Genomic DNA, 18,185 nt, shown 5'->3' with positions numbered 1-18,185 from the left:
CAGCGTCGGTCACTGGCAGGTAAAGGCCCCGCTGATGCGCGGTTAAGGTCTGTTGAAGCGCTGACATCCTGTCACATAATCGACGCCACCCATGAAATTAGCGCCCGTCAGCTTCAGCAACATTCCGCTCGGTCGCCCGCTGCCCTTCGGCCTGCACAATGCCGACGGGACCCTGCTGGCCAGTCGCGGCTACGTCTTCACCGAACGCGAGGCACTGGACACCCTGGCGGCCCACGGCACCTTGTTCGTCGACCCGCAGGAGGTGCGTCAGTACCGCCGCGCGATGGAAGCGCAGATGCATGCGATGGTGAACGACAAGAACACCACGCTGGGCCAGATCGCCGACACCCAGATCATGGCCCCGGAGCTGATGCCCACCGCCCCCAAGACGGCGGATGAATACAGCGACCCCGACGCGCCGATCGACTGGCTGGACATGCAAAGCCGGGCCAACGCCATGATGCGTGACCCGCGCAGCCTGCGCTTCATGTTCCGCCTGGACAAGCTGCAACGCGACTTGAGCCGCATGCTGCGCAGCAACCCCGACACGGTGCTGTTTGCCCTGATCCACCTGACGGCCAGCGAAACCCGCTTCTACAGCGCCACCCACGCCATGCTGGTGTGCGCCATGTGCTCACTGGCCGCGCGCGACGTGCTGAACTGGTCGCCCGAGCTGGAGACTGCCATGGTGCGGGCCTGCCTGACCATGAACATCGGCATGACCGAGTTGCAGGACCAGCTGACCCAGCAGCACGACCCGCCCACCCCCGAGCAGCGCGCTGTGATCGACCAGCACCCCGAACGTTCGGTGAGCCTGCTGCGCGAGCGCGGCGTGCAGGATGACATCTGGCTGGAGGCCATCCGCCTGCACCACGACGCCACGGCCGGCCCCCTGGGCGGGCGCAGCCCGGCCGAGCAGATCGCCCGGCTGATCCACCGGGCTGACGGCTTTGCGGCCCGGCTGTCGCCGCGGGCCACCCGCCCCCCCATGGCCCCCTCGGCGGCCATGCACGCCACCTATTTCGACGAACGTAAGAAGGTGGATGAGGCCGGCGCCTCCCTGATCAAGGCCGTGGGCATCTACCCGCCGGGCTCGTTCGTGAAGCTGGCCAGCAACGAGGTGGCCACCGTGGTGCGTCGGGGTGCCAACACCCTCACCCCGCGGGTGGCCGTGCTGGTGAACCGCGAGGGCATGCCCATGCTGGAGCCCGCCATCCGCGACACGCGGGTGAGCGACCACCGCATTCTGTCGAGCGTGAATTACCGGGACATCCGGGTGCGGACGGACTTGGTGCGGCTGCTGGCGTTGACTTGACCCCCCCCTGAGCCGCCTTCGGCGCCCGCGTGCGGCCGCGAGACGCGGACGCTCTTCGCCCTGTCCAGCCCTGCGCAGGCAGGCCTGGAGCCGCAGGGCTCAGCCCCCAAGGGGGACGACACCGACGGCCTGGCAAAGCCAGCTCCGTGGTGTCTGCTGGCATGGCCTGCTCCGCGGCCTTTTGACGGGTGAGGCAGCGCCTCGTTCAAGCGCTGCGCTACTTGCCAGAATCCCTGCAGGAGCTTCCCTCATTGATGCATCGGGATCTATCGAGAAGAGCAATACCCCCGGTCTTTGAAGGACTCAATAGTGGGGCGGCAGTTCGTCGCGCAGGTTGCCGCCGCGTTGGGCGCCACCGTCGGGGTTCTGGCGGCGCAGTTCGTGCACTTCGCGGATCAGCGCATCGATCTGCTCCTGCTGGCGGAACACGATCTGGTTGAGTTGTTCCAGCAGGTCTTCATTGAAGCTGGTCTTGACTTCAAGATCGGTCAGGCGGTTGTCGATGTGGGCGGGTGTTTCCATGCCCTGATTGGACCCGAAAAAAGCACCGGGCCAGAAAAAAACCCCACACCCGCCAGGCGGGGTGGGGTCAGCTCACTCAAGCCAGGGCGGCTCAGGCGGCGGCCGGGGTGCGGATCAGGTGATCGAAGGCACTGAGTGCTGCCTTGGCGCCCTCGCCGGCGGCGATCACGATCTGCTTGTAGGGCACGGTGGTGCAGTCGCCTGCCGCCAGCACGCCGGGCACATTGGTCTGGCCCTTGGCGTCGACCACGATCTCGCCGAAGCGCGACAGCTCGATGGTGCCCTTGAGCCACTCGGTGTTGGGCACCAGGCCGATCTGCACGAACACCCCCTCGAGGGCCACCAGGTGCTCCTCACCACTCACGCGGTCCTTGTAGCGCAGGCCATTGACCTTGCCCTCGGCACCGGTGATCTCGGTGGTCTGGGCATTGGTGTGCACCACCACATTGGGCAGGCTGTGCAGCTTCTTGACCAGCACGGCGTCGGCCTTCAGTTCGGGGGCGAACTCGATCACGGTCACGTGGCGCACCACGCCGGCCAGGTCGATGGCGGCTTCGATGCCCGAGTTGCCGCCGCCGATGACCGCCACGTCCTTGCCCTTGAACAGGGGGCCGTCGCAGTGCGGGCAGTAGGCCACGCCCTTGTTCTTGAACTCGGCTTCGCCGGGCACATTGACATTGCGCCAGCGCGCACCGGTCGACAGGATCACGGTCTTGGCCTTGAGGCTGCCACCGTTGGCCAGCACCACCTCGGTCAGGCCGCCGGGCTGGGTGGCGGGGATCAGCTTGTCGGCACGCTGCAGGTTCATGATGTCCACGTCGTAGGCACGGGTGTGGGCTTCCAGCGCGGCAGCGAACTTGGGGCCATCGGTCTCGAGCACCGAGATGTAGTTCTCGATGGCCAGCGTGTCGTTGACCTGGCCACCGAAGCGCTCGGCCGCCACACCCACACGGATGCCCTTGCGGGCGGCATACACCGCGGCCGCGGCGCCGGCCGGGCCACCGCCCACCACCAGCACGTCGTAGGGGGCCTTGGCCGACAGCTTGGCGGCGTCGCGGGCAGCGGCACCGGTGTCGAGCTTGGCCACGATCTCTTCCACCGTCATGCGGCCCGAGGCGAACACCTCACCGTTCAGGAAGACCATGGGCACGGCCATGATCTCGCGGCGTGTGACCTCCTCCTGGAAGGCGCCGCCCTCAATGACGGTGGTCTTGATGCGCGGGTTGAGGATGGCCATGAGCGACAGCGCCTGCACCACGTCAGGGCAGTTGTGGCAGCTCAGGCTCATGTAGACCTCGAAGTTGTAATCGCCGTCCAGGGCCTGGATCTGCTCGATCACGTCTTGCTCGACCTTGGGCGGGTGGCCACCGGTCCACAGCAGGGCCAGCACCAGCGAGGTGAACTCATGGCCCAGCGGCAGGCCGGCAAAGCGCAGCTGGCTGCTGCTGCCCACGCGCTGCAGGCTGAACGAGGGGCGACGCGCATCGCTGCCGTCGGTGCGCAGGCTGATCTTGTCGGCGCGCAGCGACTGGATGGTCTGCAGCAGTTGCAGCATCTCACGGGCGGTGTCGCTGTCGTCGAGGGACGCCACCAGCTCAAACGGTTGCGTCACGCGCTCCAGGTAGGCGGCGAGTTGGGTCTTGAGTTGGTCGTCGAGCATGGTGGCTTCCTTCTTGAATTCGGTTGGGGGGGGCGCTGCGGACTCCCATCGGGGGGTGCGCGCCAATTTTTGGGCGAAAAAAAGCCGGACGGCATGGCGCAAGGCCATGACGCTGTCCGGCGGGGGAGCGCGCCGCAGCGCGCTCGGCCGTCGTCCGAAAGGGACTTAGATCTTGCCGACCAGGTCGATCGACGGAGCGATGGTCTTGGCGCCTTCGTTCCACTTGGCGGGGCAGACTTCGCCGGGGTGAGCGGCGGTGTACTGGGCAGCCTTCAGCTTGCGCACGGTTTCCTTGACATCGCGGGCGATTTCGTTGGAGTGGATTTCGCTGGTCTTGATCAACAACTCGGGGTTGATGATGAAGGTGCCGCGCAGAGCCAGGCCTTCTTCAGGGATGTGCACGCCGAAAGCGTTGGTCAGGGCGTGGGTCGGGTCGCCGACCAGGGGGAACTTGGCCTTGCCCACGGCAGCCGACGTTTCGTGCCACACCTTGTGCGAGAAGTGGGTGTCGGTGGTGACGATGTAGACCTCGGCGCCAGCCTTCTGGAATTCAGCGTAGTTGTCGGCAGCGTCTTCGATTTCGGTCGGGCAGTTGAAGGTGAAGGCGGCCGGCATGAAGATCAGAACCGACCACTTGCCCTTCAGGCTTTGCTCGGTGACTTCGATGAACTTGCCATTGTGGAAAGCCTGGGCCTTGAAGGGTTGGACTTGGGTGTTGATCAGGGACATTGCTGTTTCCTCACTTGGGGTTGGTTGAACGACAGCCGTGACTTTATCGCAGCCCAGCCCATTGAGCCCATTAATTGATCATATTCATACGATTACATATACCTATCAATACGCGCCATTTGTCACCACAGAGTCACAAGCCGCGACGCCCCAGCCAGGGCTTGCCGCCACAATGGAGGCATGGCTACGAAGAAACCTGCCCCCTCTGTTGCCGTGGAAAGCGTGGACACCCGCTACCTCGAAACCCTGATGGGCTACAACGCCCGCCGCGCCGCGCTGACGATCATCGAAGTGTTCATGGAGCGCATGTCGGTCTACGGCCTCAAGGTGGTCGACTTCTCGGTGCTGTCGCTGGTCGCGCACAACCCGGGCATCACCTCGCGCCAGCTGTGCGCCACCCTCAACATCCTGCCGCCCAATCTGGTGGGCATCATCGCCAGCATGGACCGGCGCGGCCTGATCGAGCGCCGCCCCCACCCCAGTGATGGCCGGGCCATGGGCCTGCACCTGACCGAGGCCGGTCTGGCCCTGATGAAGGACGCCGAACAGACCGCGGCCGACCTCGAAGACGATGCCACCAGCCGGCTGACCGCGAACGAACGCAAGACCCTGATCCGCCTGCTGCAGAAGATCTACCTCTGACCTGCCCTCATCCAGGCTTGATTGCCAGGGCGTCTGCAGCTATGAAAGACGTAGCAGACTGTGCAATTTGGGCTATAGTCGCGCCGAGATGGCAGGCGGCCGCCCGGTGCGCCTGCCCGCCCAGCGCATCAGCCGGAGATTGCGACCATGAGTGCCAAGGAAGTCAGCGCCATCAGCCAGTTGTTCGACCTGCTTGAATCGCGCTATGCGCTGCGCGTGCTGTGGGCCTTGCGCGATGAGCACGCCCAGACTTTCCGACTGCTGCAGGACAGCGTCGGCGGCATCACCCCCAACACCCTCAACACCCGGCTCAAAGAGCTGCGCGAGGCCGGCCTGGTCGACCATGGCCCCAGCGGCTACCTGGTCACGGACAGCGGCAAGGACCTGCTGCGCCGCCTGCACGATGTGCAGCCTTTTGCCGCCCGCTGGGCTGCCGGCCGGGCCCGGCGCGCCCCATAAAGCCTGTTCACAGGCCCAGGGCTGAGGCAGCCCCCAGCCCGGCCCCCGCCTGGGTTTCGGGGATAATCCGGGCTCTCAAAAGAGCTGCGGCAGGCGCCAGGATGCGCCGCCGGGCTCCCGAACTGAAGCACTTCACGCAAGGAAATCCGATGCCCACGACCCCCTCTGGCCTGCAATACGAAGACACCACGGTTGGCGAGGGCGCGGCAGCGCGCGCCGGCGTCGAGGTGAGCGTGCACTACACCGGCTGGCTGTATGAAAACGGTGTTCAAGGCGCCAAGTTCGACTCCAGCGTCGACCGCAACGACCCCTTCGAATTCGCCCTGGGCGCCGGCATGGTGATCAAGGGCTGGGACGAAGGCGTGCAGGGCATGAAGGTGGGCGGCAAGCGCACCCTGATCATCCCGCCCGAACTCGGCTACGGTGCCCGTGGCGCCGGCGGCGTGATCCCGCCCAACGCCACCCTGAAGTTCGATGTCGAGTTGCTGGGTGTCGAGTCGCCCGAGTCCGCCACCGCCGATCTGCAGATCGAAGACACCGTGGTCGGTGATGGCACCGAGGCCGTGGCCGGCCGCAAGGTGCGCGTGCACTACACCGGCTGGCTGTACAACAGCGGTGCCCAGGGCGCCAAGTTCGACTCCAGCCTGGACCGCAATTCGCCGTTTGAATTCCACCTGGGTGCCGGCATGGTCATCAAGGGCTGGGATCTGGGCGTGCAAGGCATGAAGGTGGGCGGCAAGCGCACCCTGATCATCCCGGCCAAGCTGGGCTACGGTGCCCGCGGCGCCGGTGGCGTGATCCCCGGCAATGCCACGCTGAAGTTCGACGTCGAACTGCTGGCTGTCGCCTGATGAGACTGCGCCGGGCCCGGAGCGCTCAGCCCAGCAGGGCGCGCTCCAAGGCCTGGTACTGTGCGGCGCCCACCGCTTCGCGGATGCGCGGCGCCACCGCCAGCAGGGCTTGGTAATTGCCCGCTGCCTCCACCGCCAGGTTGAGGCGAAACCCCCGCAATCCCAGAGAGGCCGTCAACGCCACCGCCACCGGGTAGGCGTCGTTGAAGCGCTGCCGCTCGCTGCGGGCACTGTCCTGCGGCAGCAGCGACAGGGAAATGTCCACCGACGACTCCCCCTCTTCAAAGGGTTCCTGGGCTTTGGACAAGGGTGCAGAGGCGGGAGCGACCGGGGCCAGCAAACCCGATTCCAGCATGTGCCGCACATCCGCCTGGGTGATGCCCAACGCAGCCGTGGCCAGCAACACCTCTTCCAGCCGCCGCACCCCGTCGAACAGGATGAAGGCAGACCGCTGACGCGGCGTCAGCACGGGGTCACGGGCCTTGAAAAGGCGTTGGCCCAATTCGGTCTTGGCGTAAATCATTGGCAGTGTGCGTTGCTGGAACCGGCCTGTGCAGACCCTTTGGGGCCTGCGGCATTGTCAGGCCAGATTGGCATGCTGTGCCGGGCTTTTGAATTGGGGTTTGTCCATAAGCCCCCTCAGGCGGCACAACGGGCTCAGCTGTGCACTTCAAGCACCTGACCGGGTCGGCGCGGCGTGAGGGCGCTGAGCAACCAGATGACGCAGAAGCCCACAGGCACACCGAATACGCCAGCCGACACCGGTTGGATGCCGTACCAGAGCCGGGGCCCGGGGGGCCAGCCCAGCCAGAGCATCAGCGTGGCCGAGTTGGACAGCAGGTAGTACACCGTGACCGCCAGCCCGGCCAGCATGCCGACCACCGCCGCCTGCCGGGTGGTGCGCCGCCAGAAGATGCCCAGCACCATCGCCGGCAACAGGGCCGACGCCGCCAATGAAAACGAGGCCGACACCAGGGGCAGGATCTCGGACGGCTTGAGCGCGGCAATGAAGGCCGCCAGCATGGCCACCGCCAGCAGCACGAACTTGGACAGGATCACCCGGCGCTCGCCCAGCGCCACCTTGGAGGCCGCCTTGCGGAACAGATGCAGGTCGTGCACCAGCGCATTGCTGATGGTCAGCAGCAGGCCATCCGCCGTCGACAGGGCCGCAGCCAGACCGCCCGCGGCCACCAGGCCCGACAGCACATAGGGCAGGCCTCCGAGTTCGGGCGTGGCCAGCATCACGATGTCGGCCCCCAGCCGCAGCTCGGCAAACTGCAGCAAGCCGTCGCCATTCACATCGCTCACCGAGACCAGGGAGGGGTCGACCTTGGCCCACTGCACGATCCAGGTCGGCAAGGCGCCGAAGGTGCTGCCCACCAGGTTGTTCATGATCTCGAACTTGACCAGCACCGCCAGGGCCGGCGCGCTCAGGTACAGCAAGGCGATGAACACCAGCGACCAGGCCACCGAGCTGCGCGAATCGGCCACCGTGGGCGTGGTGCAGTAACGGATCAACAGGTGCGGCAGCCCCGCCGTGCCCGCCATCAGGCAGAACATCAGCGCCAGAAAGTTGAGGCGTGACAGGTGAAAGGCTTCGCGTTCGGCCGGCGTGCCCTCGGGGTCGCCGGCAAAGGCCTGGCTGTGTCGCGGCATACCCCCCAGCGGGGCGGCGCGCTCGCGGTTCTCCTGGATGGCCCGGGTCCATTGTTCGCGGGCCGCGGCCGCATCGCGCGGCAGGCTGGCCACCTCGCGGGTGGCCGCCACGATGCTGGCCACGTCGGCATTGCGCTGGCGCAGTTCGCGCAGGTGCTCCTGGGCGGCCTGGCGCTCGCGCACCAGGGCCTGGGGCACGTTGTTCAGGTTGGCTTCGTACTCGCGCGAGCGGCGCAGGAACTCGGCCGCCACCTGCCGCTCGGACGGCGAATCGATGAGCTGCTGCTCCAGCGCCTCGATCTTGGCCAGTTGACGCCCATACACCAGCGGCGCCAGCGGGTTGCCCAGCTGCTTGTAGGCCAGCCAGGACACCGGGATCAGAAAGGCCAGCAGCATGATGATGTACTGCGCCACCTGGGTCCAGGTGATGGCCCGCATGCCCCCCAGAAAGGAACACAGCAGCACACCGCCCAGGCCCAGCATGATGCCGATCTCGAACTGCACGCCGGTCAGGCGCGAGGCGATCAGCCCCACCCCATAGATCTGGGCCACCACATAGGTGAAAGAGCACACCACCGCGGCCAGCGCCGCGATCACCCGGGGCCAGCGGCCACCGAAGCGCTGCTCGAACAGGTCGGGCACGGTGTAGAGGTTCATGCGCCGCAGGTAGGGCGCGATCAGCATGGCCACCAGGCAGAAGCCCCCGGTCCAGCCCAGCACATAGGCCAGGCCGCCGGGCTGGCCCTCGGTGCCGGAAAAGCCCTGCAGGTACAGGGCGCCGGCCAGGCTGATGAACGAGGCCGCGCTCATCCAGTCGGCCGCGGCCGCCATGCCATTGAAGAAGGGCGGAATGCGCCGCCCCGCCACGTAATAGTCCTCGGCATCGGTGGTGCGGCTGTAGATGCCGATGCCGGCGCACACCATCACGCTCGAAAACAGGAAGATGGGGCCGATCCAGCGCCGCGACAGGCCCTGCTGCTCGGCCCAGCCCATGAGCAGCAGAAAGCCCAGCAGGCCCAACACGAACAGGCCCAGAATGCGGTACAGGCGGCGCTCGTAGCGACGCCGCACAACCGGATCAGCCAACACCGCCGGACGCTCCGGCATCAGTCGGACCCAAGCCCGGCCCGGACCTCGGTCTGGGGCTGGGCGCTGCGGCGATCGGCGCGGTTGAGCACGCAGGCATACAGCACCACGATGGCGATGAACACCAGCACCGCACCTTGCGAGGCAATCCAGTAGCCCAGCGAGCCGCCCCAGCCCGGCAAGGGCAGGCGCTCCAGATCGCGGGCAAAGTAGCAGGCCCCGAAAGACACCGCCGCCCACACGCCCAGCAGCAAGGCCCGCAACCACCAGAAGCGGTGTTGGGTCAGCACGGCCGGGGTCGGCGCAGAAAGTTCAGATGCCACGGGTGGAGACATGCCCGCATGATCGCACCGGAAGCCGCCCGTCAGGCCTAGGTCTTACCCCGGCGACGGGGGCTCCGATGCCCCCTCATGCGCAGGCTCAGAGGCCGGCCAGGCGCTTCCAGGTGTCGATCACGCTGTCCGGGTTGAGCGAGATCGAGGCAATGCCCTGATCCGCCAGCCACTGGGCGAAGTCGGGGTGATCGCTGGGGCCCTGGCCACAGATGCCCACGTACTTGCCTTGTGCCTTGCAGGCGGCGATGGCGCGGCTCAGCATGGCCTTGACGGCCGGATCGCGCTCGTCGAAGTCGGCGGCCAGCAGCTCCAGGCCCGAATCGCGGTCCAGGCCCAGGGTGAGCTGGGTCAGGTCGTTGGAGCCGATCGAGAAGCCGTCGAAGTACTGCAGGAACTCATCGGCCAGGATGGCGTTGCTGGGCACCTCGCACATCATGATGACCTTGAGCTCGTTCTCGCCACGCTTCAGACCGTGGTCGGCCAGCAGCTGGGTGACGCGGTCGGCCTGGCCCAGGGTGCGAACAAAAGGCACCATCACCTGCACATTGGTCAGGCCCATGTCGTTGCGCACGCGCTTGAGCGCTTCGCACTCCATGGCAAAGGCCTCGCCGAAATCAGCACTGATGTAGCGCGCGGCACCACGGAAGCCCAGCATCGGGTTTTCTTCCTCGGGCTCGTAGCGGCTGCCGCCGATCAGCTTGCGGTACTCGTTGCTCTTGAAGTCGGACAGGCGCACGATCACCGGCTTGGGCCAGAAGGCCGCAGCGATGGTGGCCACGCCTTCGGCCACCTTGTCGACATAGAAAGCGCGCGGAGAGGCATGGCCACGGGCCACCGATTCGACGGCCTTCTTCAGGTCGGCATCGATGTTCGGGTAGTCCAGGATCGCCTTCGGGTGCACGCCGATGTTGTTGTTGATGATGAACTCCAGGCGGGCCAGGCCCACGCCTTCGTTGGGCAACTGGCAGAAATCGAAGGCCAGTTGCGGGTTGCCCACGTTCATCATGATCTTGGTGGCGATCTTGGGCATCACGCCGCGTTCCACCTCGGTCACCTCGGTCTCGAGCAGGCCGTCATAGATGCGGCCGGTGTCGCCCTCGGCGCAGCTCACGGTCACCAGGGTGCCGTCCTTGAGCAGGTCGGTGGCATTGCCGCAGCCCACCACGGCCGGGATGCCCAGCTCGCGCGCAATGATGGCGGCGTGGCAGGTGCGGCCACCGCGGTTGGTGACGATGGCGCTGGCGCGCTTCATCACCGGCTCCCAGTTCGGGTCGGTCATGTCGGTGACGAGCACGTCGCCGGCCTGCACCTTGTCCATTTCGCTGATGTGGTGCACCAGGCGCACCGGGCCGGTGCCGATCTTCTGGCCGATGGCACGGCCTTCGGCCAGCACGGCGCCCTGGCCCTTGAGCTTGTAGCGCTGCTCGGCCTTGCCCTGCTGCTGGCTCTTCACGGTTTCGGGGCGGGCCTGCAGGATGTAGAGCTGGCCGTCGGTGCCGTCCTTGCCCCATTCGATGTCCATCGGGCGGCCATAGTGCTGCTCGATCACCAGCGCGTACTGGGCCAGTTGCTCGACATCGGCGTCGGTCAGCGAGTAGCGGTTGCGCAGCTCGGTGGGCACGTCCACGGTCTTGACCAGCTTGCCCGAGGCGGCTTTTTCTTCGGCGCTCGAGAACACCATCTGGATCAGCTTGGAGCCCAGGTTGCGGCGGATCACGGCGCGCTTGCCGGCCTTGAGCATGGGCTTGTGCACGTAGAACTCGTCGGGGTTCACCGCGCCCTGCACCACGGTCTCGCCCAGGCCGTAGCTGGAGGTGATGAAGACCACGTCTTCAAAGCCCGACTCGGTGTCGATGGTGAACATCACGCCGGCGGCGCCCAGGTCGGAGCGCACCATGCGCTGCACGCCGGCCGACAAGGCCACGTCGGCATGGGCAAAGCCCTTGTGCACGCGGTAGCTGATGGCGCGGTCGTTGTACAGGCTGGCGAACACTTCCTTCATCTTGTGCAGGATGTCGCTCAGGCCCACCACGTTCAGGAAGGTCTCTTGCTGACCGGCGAACGAGGCGTCGGGCAGGTCTTCGGCGGTGGCCGAGGAACGCACCGCGAACGAAGCGGCAGCATTGCCGGCGCTCAGCGTGGCAAAGGCGTCGGCAATCGCTTTTTCCAGATCGGCCGGGAAGGGCTGGGCCTCCACCATGGCGCGGATCTCGGCGCCGGCCTTGGCCAGCGCGTTGACGTCCTCGGTGTCCAGGCTGGACAGTCGGGCATTGATCTTGTCGGCCAGGCCATCATGGGCCAGGAACTGGCGGAAGGCATGGGCCGTGGTGGCAAAGCCGGTGGGCACGCGCACGCCTTGCGGCAGCTGCGAAATCATCTCGCCGAGGCTGGCGTTCTTGCCGCCAACGGCCTCGACATCGCTCATTCTCAGGTTTTCAAACGGTACGACCAGGGCGGTCGGGCTGAAAAGTGCAGACATGGGAAAGCTCCAGAAGTTAAAACCGGGTCTGCGCTGCCAGCGCTTCGGCCATGGCAGCTGCTGCCCATGCGCGTCGGGCGACTTTGTATTTGTGCTTGTAGGTCAAGACAGCGCATGGTGAGAATTTGGATAATGCGCGATTGTAGGCTTGGCGCGCCATGACCTGCTGGCGTCAGGCTGACAGACCTTTTTGGAAACCCTTTCTCACATGCACACCCGCACAGTCTTCTACATCTCGGACGGCACCGGCATCACGGCCGAAACCTTCGGCAACGCCATCCTGGCCCAGTTCGACATGAGCACCCGCCATGTGCGCCTGCCCTTCATCGACACCGTCGACAAGGCCCATCAGGCGGTGCGCCAGATCAACCACACGGGTGAGATCGAGGGCCGCAAGCCCATCGTCTTCACCACGCTGGTGAACATGGAAGTGCTGGCCGTGATCCAGGAGGGCTGCCAGGGCATGCTGCTGGACATGTTCGGCACCTTTGTGCACCCGCTCGAAAAAGAACTGGGCATCAAGTCGCACCACCGCGTGGGCCGCTTCTCGGACGTGAGCAAGAGCAAGGAATACCACGACCGCATCGAAGCCATCAACTTCAGCCTGGCCCACGACGATGGCCAGTCCAACCGCGATCTGGAAGCCGCCGATGTGATCCTGGTCGGGGTGAGCCGCAGCGGCAAGACCCCCACCAGCCTGTACCTGGCGATGCAGCACGGCCTGAAGGCCGCCAACTACCCGCTGATCCCGGAAGACTTCGACCGCCGCCAGCTGCCGCCGGCTCTGCTGCCCCACCGCAAGAAGCTGTTCGGCCTGACCATCCACCCCGAGCGCCTGTCCGAGATCCGCAACGAGCGCCGCCCCAACTCGCGCTATGCCAGCCTGGAGAACTGCCGCGCCGAGGTCAACGAGGCCGAGGCCATGATGCGGCGCAGCGGCATCCGCTGGCTCAGCAGCACCACCAAGTCGATCGAGGAGATCGCCACCACCATCCTGCAGGAGATCCGGCCCGAGCGCCTGATTTACTAGGAATTCGCCCAGCCCAGGCCCACCCGGCCCTGGTTGTGCACCACAATCCACCGATCACCCCAACCGGAAGGACATCCCATGAAAGGCGACCCTCAAGTCATCAGCCACCTGCAGGCCCAGCTCAAGAACGAGCTGACCGCGATCAACCAGTACTTTCTGCACTACCGCATGCTCAAGCACTGGGGCTTCGACAAGCTGGCCAAGAAGGAATACGCCGAATCGATCGGCGAGATGAAGCATGCCGACTGGCTCATGGACCGCATCTTCATGCTCGACGGCCTGCCCAATCTGCAAGACCTGGGCAAGCTGTCGGTCGGTGAGGACGTGCCCGAGATCCTGCGCTGCGACCTTGGCGCCGAACAAGGCGCCCAGGCCACCATCAAGGACGGCATCGCCTACTGCGAAAGCGTGCGCGACTACGTTTCGCGCGACCTGCTGCAGAAGATCCTCGACGACACCGAAGAGCACATCGACTTCCTGGAAACCCAGATCGACCTGATCGACAAGGTGGGCCTGCCCAATTACCTGCAGTCGCAGATGGGTGAGCACGAATAAGCACCCGCACGGTGCGCACCAGCATGGGCCTTCGGGCCCATTTTTTTTGGCGTCGGCAGCCCTTGCTGCACGTCGCGCGCCCCTCGCGTCAAGTTGTTGCGAACGTTTCTCATTTGTAATGTAAACTTGCGTTACGCCAGCCAAGCCCGACACGGGCCCCGCCAGCCCCGGATCCAGTGTGCCGGCCCTTGTGGCCCGGGGCGCCTGGCGGGCCTCTGGCCTGCGCGCAGCCCCCTCAGCGGATCGGAAGCGCACCGGCGGCACTTCCGACCTCGGCACGCCGGCTCCGGCAGACGCAGGGCGCCCCGCGCCCCTGCCCCGGACCCACCCCGTGCCCCGAGGCCCAACCATGTTTCAGCAACGCTTTTTCCGCCGTGGCCCGCTCGCCCTGGCGCTTCTCACCGCCTTCGGCCTGCCGGCCCAGGCCCAGACCCTGCAGGAAGTCACCGTCAACGGCGCCCAGGATGAGGGCTACTCGCCCGCCAGCAGCCGCAGTGCCACCAAGACCAGCGCGCCGCTGCGCGACATCCCGCAATCGGTGCAGGTGGTGCCGGCCCAGCTGCTGCGCGACCAGGGCGCCCGCTCGATGGAAGACGCCCTGCGCAACGTGCCCGGCGTGGCCATGAGCACGGGCGACGGCCAGCGCGACCAGGTGGTGATCCGCGGCTTCACCGCCCTGGCGGATCAGTTCATCGACGGCGTGCGCGACGATTCGATGTACTTCCGCGACCTGGCCGACATCGAGCGCATCGAGGTGCTCAAGGGCCCGGCCGCCGTGCTGTATGGGCGCGGCTCCTCGGGCGGGCTGATCAACCGCGTGACCAAGAAGCCGCAGTTCGGCGTGACCCGTGGCGAAGCCACCCTGGGCCTGGGCAGCTTCGACTACCGCCGCGCCACCGCCGACCTGAACCTGGGGATCAATGAGAGCGCCGCCTTCCGCCTCAACCTGGCCAAGGAAGACTCGGGCAGCTACCGCGACCAGCAATTCCTCAAACGTTACAACTTCGCCCCCTCGCTGGCCCTGAAGCTGGCCCGGGAAACCGATCTGCTGCTGCAGTACACCGATGCCGACGACCGCCGCCTGACCGACTTCGGCATCCCGGCCTTGAACGGGCGCCCGGTCAACGTGGCCGCCAGCACCTACTACGGCTCGGGCCAGGCCGCGCGCGACGACACCACCACCAGCCATGTGCGCGCCTTCACGTCCACCCTGAACCACCGCTTTGACGAGGCCCTGTCGCTGCGCAACGTCACCCGCATCCAGGGCTACGACCTGCGCCGCTTCAACACCCTGCCCAGCGGCACCACCGACCCCGTGACCCAGACCGTGGGCCGCACCCGCTCCTTCATCTTCCGCGACGAGTCCAGCCTGTTCAACCAGACCGACCTCACCTGGCGCAACCGCCTGGGCGGCCTGCAGCAGGAATGGCTGCTGGGCATGGAGCTGGGCTCGCAGAAGAAGACCGCCTGGTCTGTCTCGGGGGGCACGGTCGACCGCGTCAACCTGCTCAACCCGGGCAGCGTGGTGCCGCCGGCCATCGCGGCCAGCGCCTATGCCGCCGACAGCGCCATCCCCAGCCACACCTCGCTGGGCACGAGCGCGCTGTATGCGCAAGACCAGATCACCCTGTCGCCCCAGTGGAAGGCCCTGCTCGGGGCGCGCTACGACGTGTTCAGCCAGGACACCGCCTTCGAGCGCAAGCTCAGCCCGCTGGGCCGCACCGACAAGAAGTTCAGCCCGCGCGCTGGCCTGGTCTGGCAGCCGGCCGACTGGTTGTCGTATTACGCCTCGTACAGCCGCTCCTTCCAGCCCTCGGGTGAGAGCCTGGCCCTGTCGTCCAGCAACGCCGCCAGCGCCCCCGAAATCACCGAGAACCGCGAAATCGGCGCCAAGCTCGACCTGCTCGATGGCCAGCTCAACCTGACCGGGGCCCTGTTCCGCCTGGAGCGCGCCAACATCAAGAACACCGACCCCAACCGCCCCTCGGTGATGATCAACGTGGGCAAGCAACGCACCGATGGCCTGGAGCTGACCGCCACCGGCCGCCTGCCCGGCCGCTGGGACCTGAGCGCCGGCTACGCCTGGCTCAACGGCCGCATGGTCGAGTCGGTGGCCACCACCGCCTCCAGCCAGCTGCCCCTGGTCAACGTGCCGGCCCTGGGCAAGGTGCCGGCGCTCACGCCGCGCCACTCGGGCTTTGTCTGGGCCATGAAGGACGTGGGCCAGGGCCTGCGCCTGGGCGGCGGCCTGAGCGCGGTGGGGGCGCGCTACACCTCGCTCACCAACCTGGTCACCCTGCCGGGCTACACCACGCTGGACGCCGCAGCCCACTACGAGCGCGGCGACTGGGCGCTGGACGTGAACCTGAAGAACGTGGCCAACCGCAAGTACTACGTGTCCAGCCATGGCAGCAACGACAACCTGATCCTGCCGGGCTCGCCACGCGCGCTGCAGCTGACGCTGCGTACCACCTTCTGAGCCTGAGGCCCCCATGCACGCCTCAGCTCTTCACGTGACAGCCAGGGTGCTGGGCGCCCTGCCCGGCGGCTACCTGCTGACCGCCTGCAGCATGGGCCTGCTCAGCCGCCTGCTGGTGCTGGCCGGCCTGCCCCGCAGCGAGGCCGTGGTGGCCACCGCCATGCTGGGCTTCGGGGTCTACCTCGGGCTGCTGCTGTGGGCCTTCAGCGTGCGGCGCCTGCGCCGGCTGTGGGCCACCGTGCTGCTGGGCAGCGCCGCCTGCCTGGCCCTGCTGGCCTGTCTGCCCTGAGAAAGCCCTGTCATGCACCCCACATTCCGTCAATCCATGGCCTGGCTGCACAGCTGGGCGGGCGTGCTCATCGGCAGCCTGCTGTTCGTGGTGTTCTGGATGGGCACGCTGAGCGTGTTCGACCGCGAGATCGACCGCTGGATGATGCCCGACACCCGCCTGGACACCGGGCTGCTGCAAGCACCGCTGGTGCTCGACGGCCCCGTCAGTGCGCAGATCGAGCGCCTCACGCAGGGCGCCTCGCAATGGTCCGTGGTGCTGCCCTATGAGCGCGCGCCCGTGCTGCGCCTGAGCTGGCGCCCCCCGGGCAGCGCCCTGCCCGAACGCCGCTACCTGCACCCACGCACCGGGGCCGTGCTCAACGAGACCGAGACCCTGGGCGGCTCGGGCTTCATCTACCCCTTCCATTACAGCCTGCACCTGAAATGGAAAGACCTGGGCTACTGGCTGGCCGGCCTGGCCGGCCTGGCCATGCTGGTGGGGGTGGTCAGCGGCGTGGTGATCCACCGCAAGCTGCTGGCCGATTTCTTTCTGTTCCGCCCGCGCAAGCAGTTGCCGCGCGCCAGCCTGGACCTGCACAACCTCACGGGCGTGTTGCTGCTGCCGTTTCATGTCGCCATTGCGCTGTCGGGGCTGATCGTGTTCATGGGCATCTATTGGCCCGCCGCGCCTTGGGCCGCCTACCCTGGCGCCGGGCCGGTGGCAGCCCAGCAGGCCTTCCAGGCCGAAGGCATGGGCGTGTACCGGCGGGCCAAGGCCGGGCGCCCCGCCGAGCGGGCCCCGGCGCTGGACAACATGCTGGCGGCGGCCCGCCAGCACTGGCCCGGCAGCGAGGCCTACTTTCTGCGGGTCTGGCACCCGGGCGACGCCAACAGCTATGTGGAGCTGCGCCGCTCACCCCAGGACCAGGTTCCCCTGGGCCTGGAGCAGCTGTATTTCGATGCCGCCAGCGGCGCCCTGTTGCACGAGTTCAACGAAGCCCCCGTGATGCGCGTGCAGCGCTTTGTCAGCGGACTGCACTACGTGCAGTTCAAGCACTGGATGCTGCGCTGGCTGTACTTCGGGGCCGGCCTGGGGGGCTGCGTGATGATCGGCACCGGCTTTGTGTTCTGGCTCGAAAGCCGGCGCACCCGGCACGCCCGCCAGGGCCTGGCCGGCGTGCGCGTGGTCGAGGCGCTGAGCGTGGCCTCCATGCCCGGCGTGATCGCGGCCACGCTGGCCTTTTTGCTCGCCAACCGCTTGCTGCCGGCGCAGGCCCAGGCCGGCGGCCTGGGCCGGGCCGAGCTGGAGATGGCCGCCTTCTACCTGTGCTGGCTGCTCAGCCTGGCCCATGCCGCCTGGCAGGGCCGCCGCGCCTGGGCGCAGCAGCTCTGGGCCGTGGCCTGCGCAGCGGCCGCGGCCGTGCTGCTCAACGCCCTCACCACCGGCATGCCGCTGTGGCGCAGCCTGCAACTGGGCCAATGGGGTGTGGCCGGCGTGGACACCGCCCTGCTGTGCCTGGCCGCGGCCAGCACCTGGGCCGCCTTGCGGCTGCGCCGCGGGCATGCCCGCCACAGCACGCCGAGCCGAAACACAGACCGCAGCCCGGCCCTCCAGCACACCGGAGAACGCCATGCATGACGCCCTCTGGATGGGCGCCGCCAGCCTGCTCAACACGCTGGGCATGGCCTGGCTGGCCCTGAGCCAGGAACGCCACCGGGACACCGTCTGCGCCGGCCAGCACCCCAGCCCCGCCACCCCCAGCCCCGCTACCCTGCGCCGCTGGCGCCTGCGCGGCGCAACCCTGCTGGCCCTGGCGCTGAGCCTGTGCCTGTGGCAGGACGGCGCGGCCTTCGGCAGCCTGCTGTGGCTGATGCTGCTGAGCGCCAGCGCCCTCGCCGTGGCCCTGCAACTGAGCTTCGGCCCCGGCGCGCTGCGCTGGCTGCTGGGCACGTCGCGGATGAGCGTCAACCGATAGCACCAACCCCTCCCCCCCTTTCAGCCAGGTGTCCTGGCAGCCCGCCCCGGCAGGCCGCCCCCCAGCCAATGACTCGCAGCCCAGAGGATGAACCCCTGACCATGACACCCTGCCCACTCCCTGCCCACCGGCGCCGCTCGA

17 protein-coding genes and 1 pseudogene are annotated in these 18,185 nt (G+C 67.1%); 11 read left to right on the top strand and 7 right to left on the bottom strand.

Annotated features, from left to right (window positions below; translation table 11 throughout):
* Window positions 1-91 precede the first annotated feature (91 nt).
* On the top strand, window positions 92-1,315 hold the full coding sequence (locus tag L880_RS0111565) for an HD-GYP domain-containing protein (RefSeq protein WP_027475814.1): 1,224 nt from the start codon (window positions 92-94) through the stop codon (window positions 1,313-1,315).
* 303 nt (window positions 1,316-1,618) lie between these two features.
* Here the strand turns inward: L880_RS0111565 and L880_RS0111560 are convergent, their stop codons facing one another.
* From L880_RS0111560 to ahpC, 3 genes are all read right to left on the bottom strand, one after another.
* Window positions 1,619-1,837 (bottom strand): SlyX family protein, encoded by a 219-nt coding sequence (locus L880_RS0111560; protein ID WP_019574927.1) that lies wholly within the window; start codon window positions 1,835-1,837, stop codon window positions 1,619-1,621.
* A 91-nt stretch (window positions 1,838-1,928) separates the two neighbouring features.
* Window positions 1,929-3,497, bottom strand: a complete 1,569-nt coding sequence (gene ahpF, locus L880_RS0111555) for an alkyl hydroperoxide reductase subunit F (RefSeq protein ID WP_027475813.1) — start codon at window positions 3,495-3,497, stop codon at window positions 1,929-1,931.
* Between the two features lie 165 nt (window positions 3,498-3,662).
* Window positions 3,663-4,226 carry an alkyl hydroperoxide reductase subunit C gene (ahpC, locus tag L880_RS0111550; protein ID WP_019574930.1) on the bottom strand — a complete coding sequence of 188 codons (564 nt, stop codon included), beginning with the start codon at window positions 4,224-4,226 and terminating at the stop codon, window positions 3,663-3,665.
* 180 nt (window positions 4,227-4,406) lie between these two features.
* On the opposite strand from ahpC, the gene L880_RS0111545 reads away from it, so the two are divergent.
* From L880_RS0111545 to L880_RS36330, 4 genes and pseudogenes are all read left to right on the top strand, one after another.
* Window positions 4,407-4,868 (top strand): MarR family winged helix-turn-helix transcriptional regulator, encoded by a 462-nt coding sequence (locus L880_RS0111545; RefSeq protein ID WP_027475812.1) that lies wholly within the window; start codon window positions 4,407-4,409, stop codon window positions 4,866-4,868.
* Between the two features lie 147 nt (window positions 4,869-5,015).
* The gene (locus tag L880_RS0111540; RefSeq protein WP_027475811.1) at window positions 5,016-5,327 is read left to right on the top strand and encodes a winged helix-turn-helix transcriptional regulator; all 312 of its coding nucleotides are present in this window, start codon (window positions 5,016-5,018) and stop codon (window positions 5,325-5,327) included.
* Between the two features lie 149 nt (window positions 5,328-5,476).
* A pseudogene (locus L880_RS36335) lies at window positions 5,477-5,821 on the top strand (FKBP-type peptidyl-prolyl cis-trans isomerase); the annotation flags it as partial.
* A gap of 27 nt (window positions 5,822-5,848) precedes the next feature.
* Complete coding sequence (locus tag L880_RS36330) at window positions 5,849-6,178, top strand: FKBP-type peptidyl-prolyl cis-trans isomerase (RefSeq protein WP_425389178.1); 330 nt, start codon at window positions 5,849-5,851, stop codon at window positions 6,176-6,178.
* A gap of 25 nt (window positions 6,179-6,203) precedes the next feature.
* On the opposite strand, the gene L880_RS0111530 is transcribed toward L880_RS36330, so the two are convergent.
* The 4 genes from L880_RS0111530 to ppsA form a co-directional block, all read right to left on the bottom strand.
* Window positions 6,204-6,701, bottom strand: coding sequence for a hypothetical protein (locus tag L880_RS0111530; RefSeq protein WP_027475809.1), 498 nt, complete (start codon window positions 6,699-6,701; stop codon window positions 6,204-6,206).
* 134 nt (window positions 6,702-6,835) lie between these two features.
* Complete coding sequence (locus L880_RS0111525) at window positions 6,836-8,941, bottom strand: VC_2705 family sodium/solute symporter (RefSeq protein ID WP_043329262.1); 2,106 nt, start codon at window positions 8,939-8,941, stop codon at window positions 6,836-6,838.
* Window positions 8,941-9,210 (bottom strand): DUF4212 domain-containing protein, encoded by a 270-nt coding sequence (locus L880_RS0111520; RefSeq protein WP_342669168.1) that lies wholly within the window; start codon window positions 9,208-9,210, stop codon window positions 8,941-8,943. The genes L880_RS0111525 and L880_RS0111520 overlap by 1 nt, the downstream gene beginning before the upstream one ends.
* A gap of 130 nt (window positions 9,211-9,340) precedes the next feature.
* Window positions 9,341-11,734 (bottom strand): phosphoenolpyruvate synthase, encoded by a 2,394-nt coding sequence (gene ppsA / locus L880_RS0111515; protein WP_027475806.1) that lies wholly within the window; start codon window positions 11,732-11,734, stop codon window positions 9,341-9,343.
* Window positions 11,735-11,942: 208 nt separating this feature from the next.
* Here ppsA and ppsR point away from each other — a divergent pair, with 208 nt between their 5' ends.
* From ppsR to L880_RS0111485, 6 genes are all read left to right on the top strand, one after another.
* Window positions 11,943-12,764, top strand: coding sequence for a posphoenolpyruvate synthetase regulatory kinase/phosphorylase PpsR (gene ppsR, locus L880_RS0111510; protein ID WP_027475805.1), 822 nt, complete (start codon window positions 11,943-11,945; stop codon window positions 12,762-12,764).
* A gap of 78 nt (window positions 12,765-12,842) precedes the next feature.
* A complete protein-coding gene (gene bfr / locus L880_RS0111505) occupies window positions 12,843-13,319 on the top strand; it encodes a bacterioferritin (protein ID WP_027475804.1) in 477 nt (158 codons plus the stop codon).
* Between the two features lie 349 nt (window positions 13,320-13,668).
* Complete coding sequence (locus L880_RS0111500) at window positions 13,669-15,798, top strand: TonB-dependent receptor (RefSeq protein WP_027475803.1); 2,130 nt, start codon at window positions 13,669-13,671, stop codon at window positions 15,796-15,798.
* Window positions 15,799-15,811: 13 nt separating this feature from the next.
* Complete coding sequence (locus tag L880_RS0111495; protein ID WP_027475802.1) at window positions 15,812-16,087, top strand: hypothetical protein; 276 nt, start codon at window positions 15,812-15,814, stop codon at window positions 16,085-16,087.
* 12 nt (window positions 16,088-16,099) lie between these two features.
* Window positions 16,100-17,707, top strand: coding sequence for a PepSY-associated TM helix domain-containing protein (locus L880_RS0111490; RefSeq protein WP_245615101.1), 1,608 nt, complete (start codon window positions 16,100-16,102; stop codon window positions 17,705-17,707).
* Window positions 17,700-18,044 (top strand): DUF3325 domain-containing protein, encoded by a 345-nt coding sequence (locus L880_RS0111485; RefSeq protein WP_027475800.1) that lies wholly within the window; start codon window positions 17,700-17,702, stop codon window positions 18,042-18,044. Before L880_RS0111490 ends, L880_RS0111485 begins: the two co-directional genes overlap by 8 nt.
* Window positions 18,045-18,185 lie beyond the last annotated feature (141 nt).

Origin of the sequence: Curvibacter gracilis ATCC BAA-807 (assembly GCF_000518645.1) — a bacterium.
GTDB classification, from domain to species: Bacteria; Pseudomonadota; Gammaproteobacteria; order Burkholderiales; family Burkholderiaceae_C; genus Curvibacter; species Curvibacter gracilis.
Note: the sequence above shows the minus strand (reverse complement) of the source record. Positions and strands in the feature narration are given on the sequence as shown.

Excerpts from the sequence above, each read along its gene's own strand:
- L880_RS0111540 (WP_027475811.1), top strand. The coding sequence starts at position 5,016 with ATGAGTGCCAAGGAAGTCAGCGCCATCAGCCAGTTGTTCGACCTGCTT.
- bfr (WP_027475804.1), top strand. The coding sequence starts at position 12,843 with ATGAAAGGCGACCCTCAAGTCATCAGCCACCTGCAGGCCCAGCTCAAG.
- L880_RS0111495 (WP_027475802.1), top strand. The coding sequence starts at position 15,812 with ATGCACGCCTCAGCTCTTCACGTGACAGCCAGGGTGCTGGGCGCCCTG.
- L880_RS0111545 (WP_027475812.1), top strand. The coding sequence starts at position 4,407 with ATGGCTACGAAGAAACCTGCCCCCTCTGTTGCCGTGGAAAGCGTGGAC.
- ppsR (WP_027475805.1), top strand. The coding sequence starts at position 11,943 with ATGCACACCCGCACAGTCTTCTACATCTCGGACGGCACCGGCATCACG.
- L880_RS0111485 (WP_027475800.1), top strand. The coding sequence starts at position 17,700 with ATGCATGACGCCCTCTGGATGGGCGCCGCCAGCCTGCTCAACACGCTG.
- ahpF (WP_027475813.1), bottom strand. The coding sequence starts at position 3,497 with ATGCTCGACGACCAACTCAAGACCCAACTCGCCGCCTACCTGGAGCGC.
- L880_RS0111525 (WP_043329262.1), bottom strand. The coding sequence starts at position 8,941 with ATGCCGGAGCGTCCGGCGGTGTTGGCTGATCCGGTTGTGCGGCGTCGC.
- L880_RS0111530 (WP_027475809.1), bottom strand. The coding sequence starts at position 6,701 with ATGATTTACGCCAAGACCGAATTGGGCCAACGCCTTTTCAAGGCCCGT.
- L880_RS0111565 (WP_027475814.1), top strand. The coding sequence starts at position 92 with ATGAAATTAGCGCCCGTCAGCTTCAGCAACATTCCGCTCGGTCGCCCG.
- ppsA (WP_027475806.1), bottom strand. The coding sequence starts at position 11,734 with ATGTCTGCACTTTTCAGCCCGACCGCCCTGGTCGTACCGTTTGAAAAC.
- ahpC (WP_019574930.1), bottom strand. The coding sequence starts at position 4,226 with ATGTCCCTGATCAACACCCAAGTCCAACCCTTCAAGGCCCAGGCTTTC.
- L880_RS0111490 (WP_245615101.1), top strand. The coding sequence starts at position 16,100 with ATGCACCCCACATTCCGTCAATCCATGGCCTGGCTGCACAGCTGGGCG.
- L880_RS0111560 (WP_019574927.1), bottom strand. The coding sequence starts at position 1,837 with ATGGAAACACCCGCCCACATCGACAACCGCCTGACCGATCTTGAAGTC.
- L880_RS0111500 (WP_027475803.1), top strand. The coding sequence starts at position 13,669 with ATGTTTCAGCAACGCTTTTTCCGCCGTGGCCCGCTCGCCCTGGCGCTT.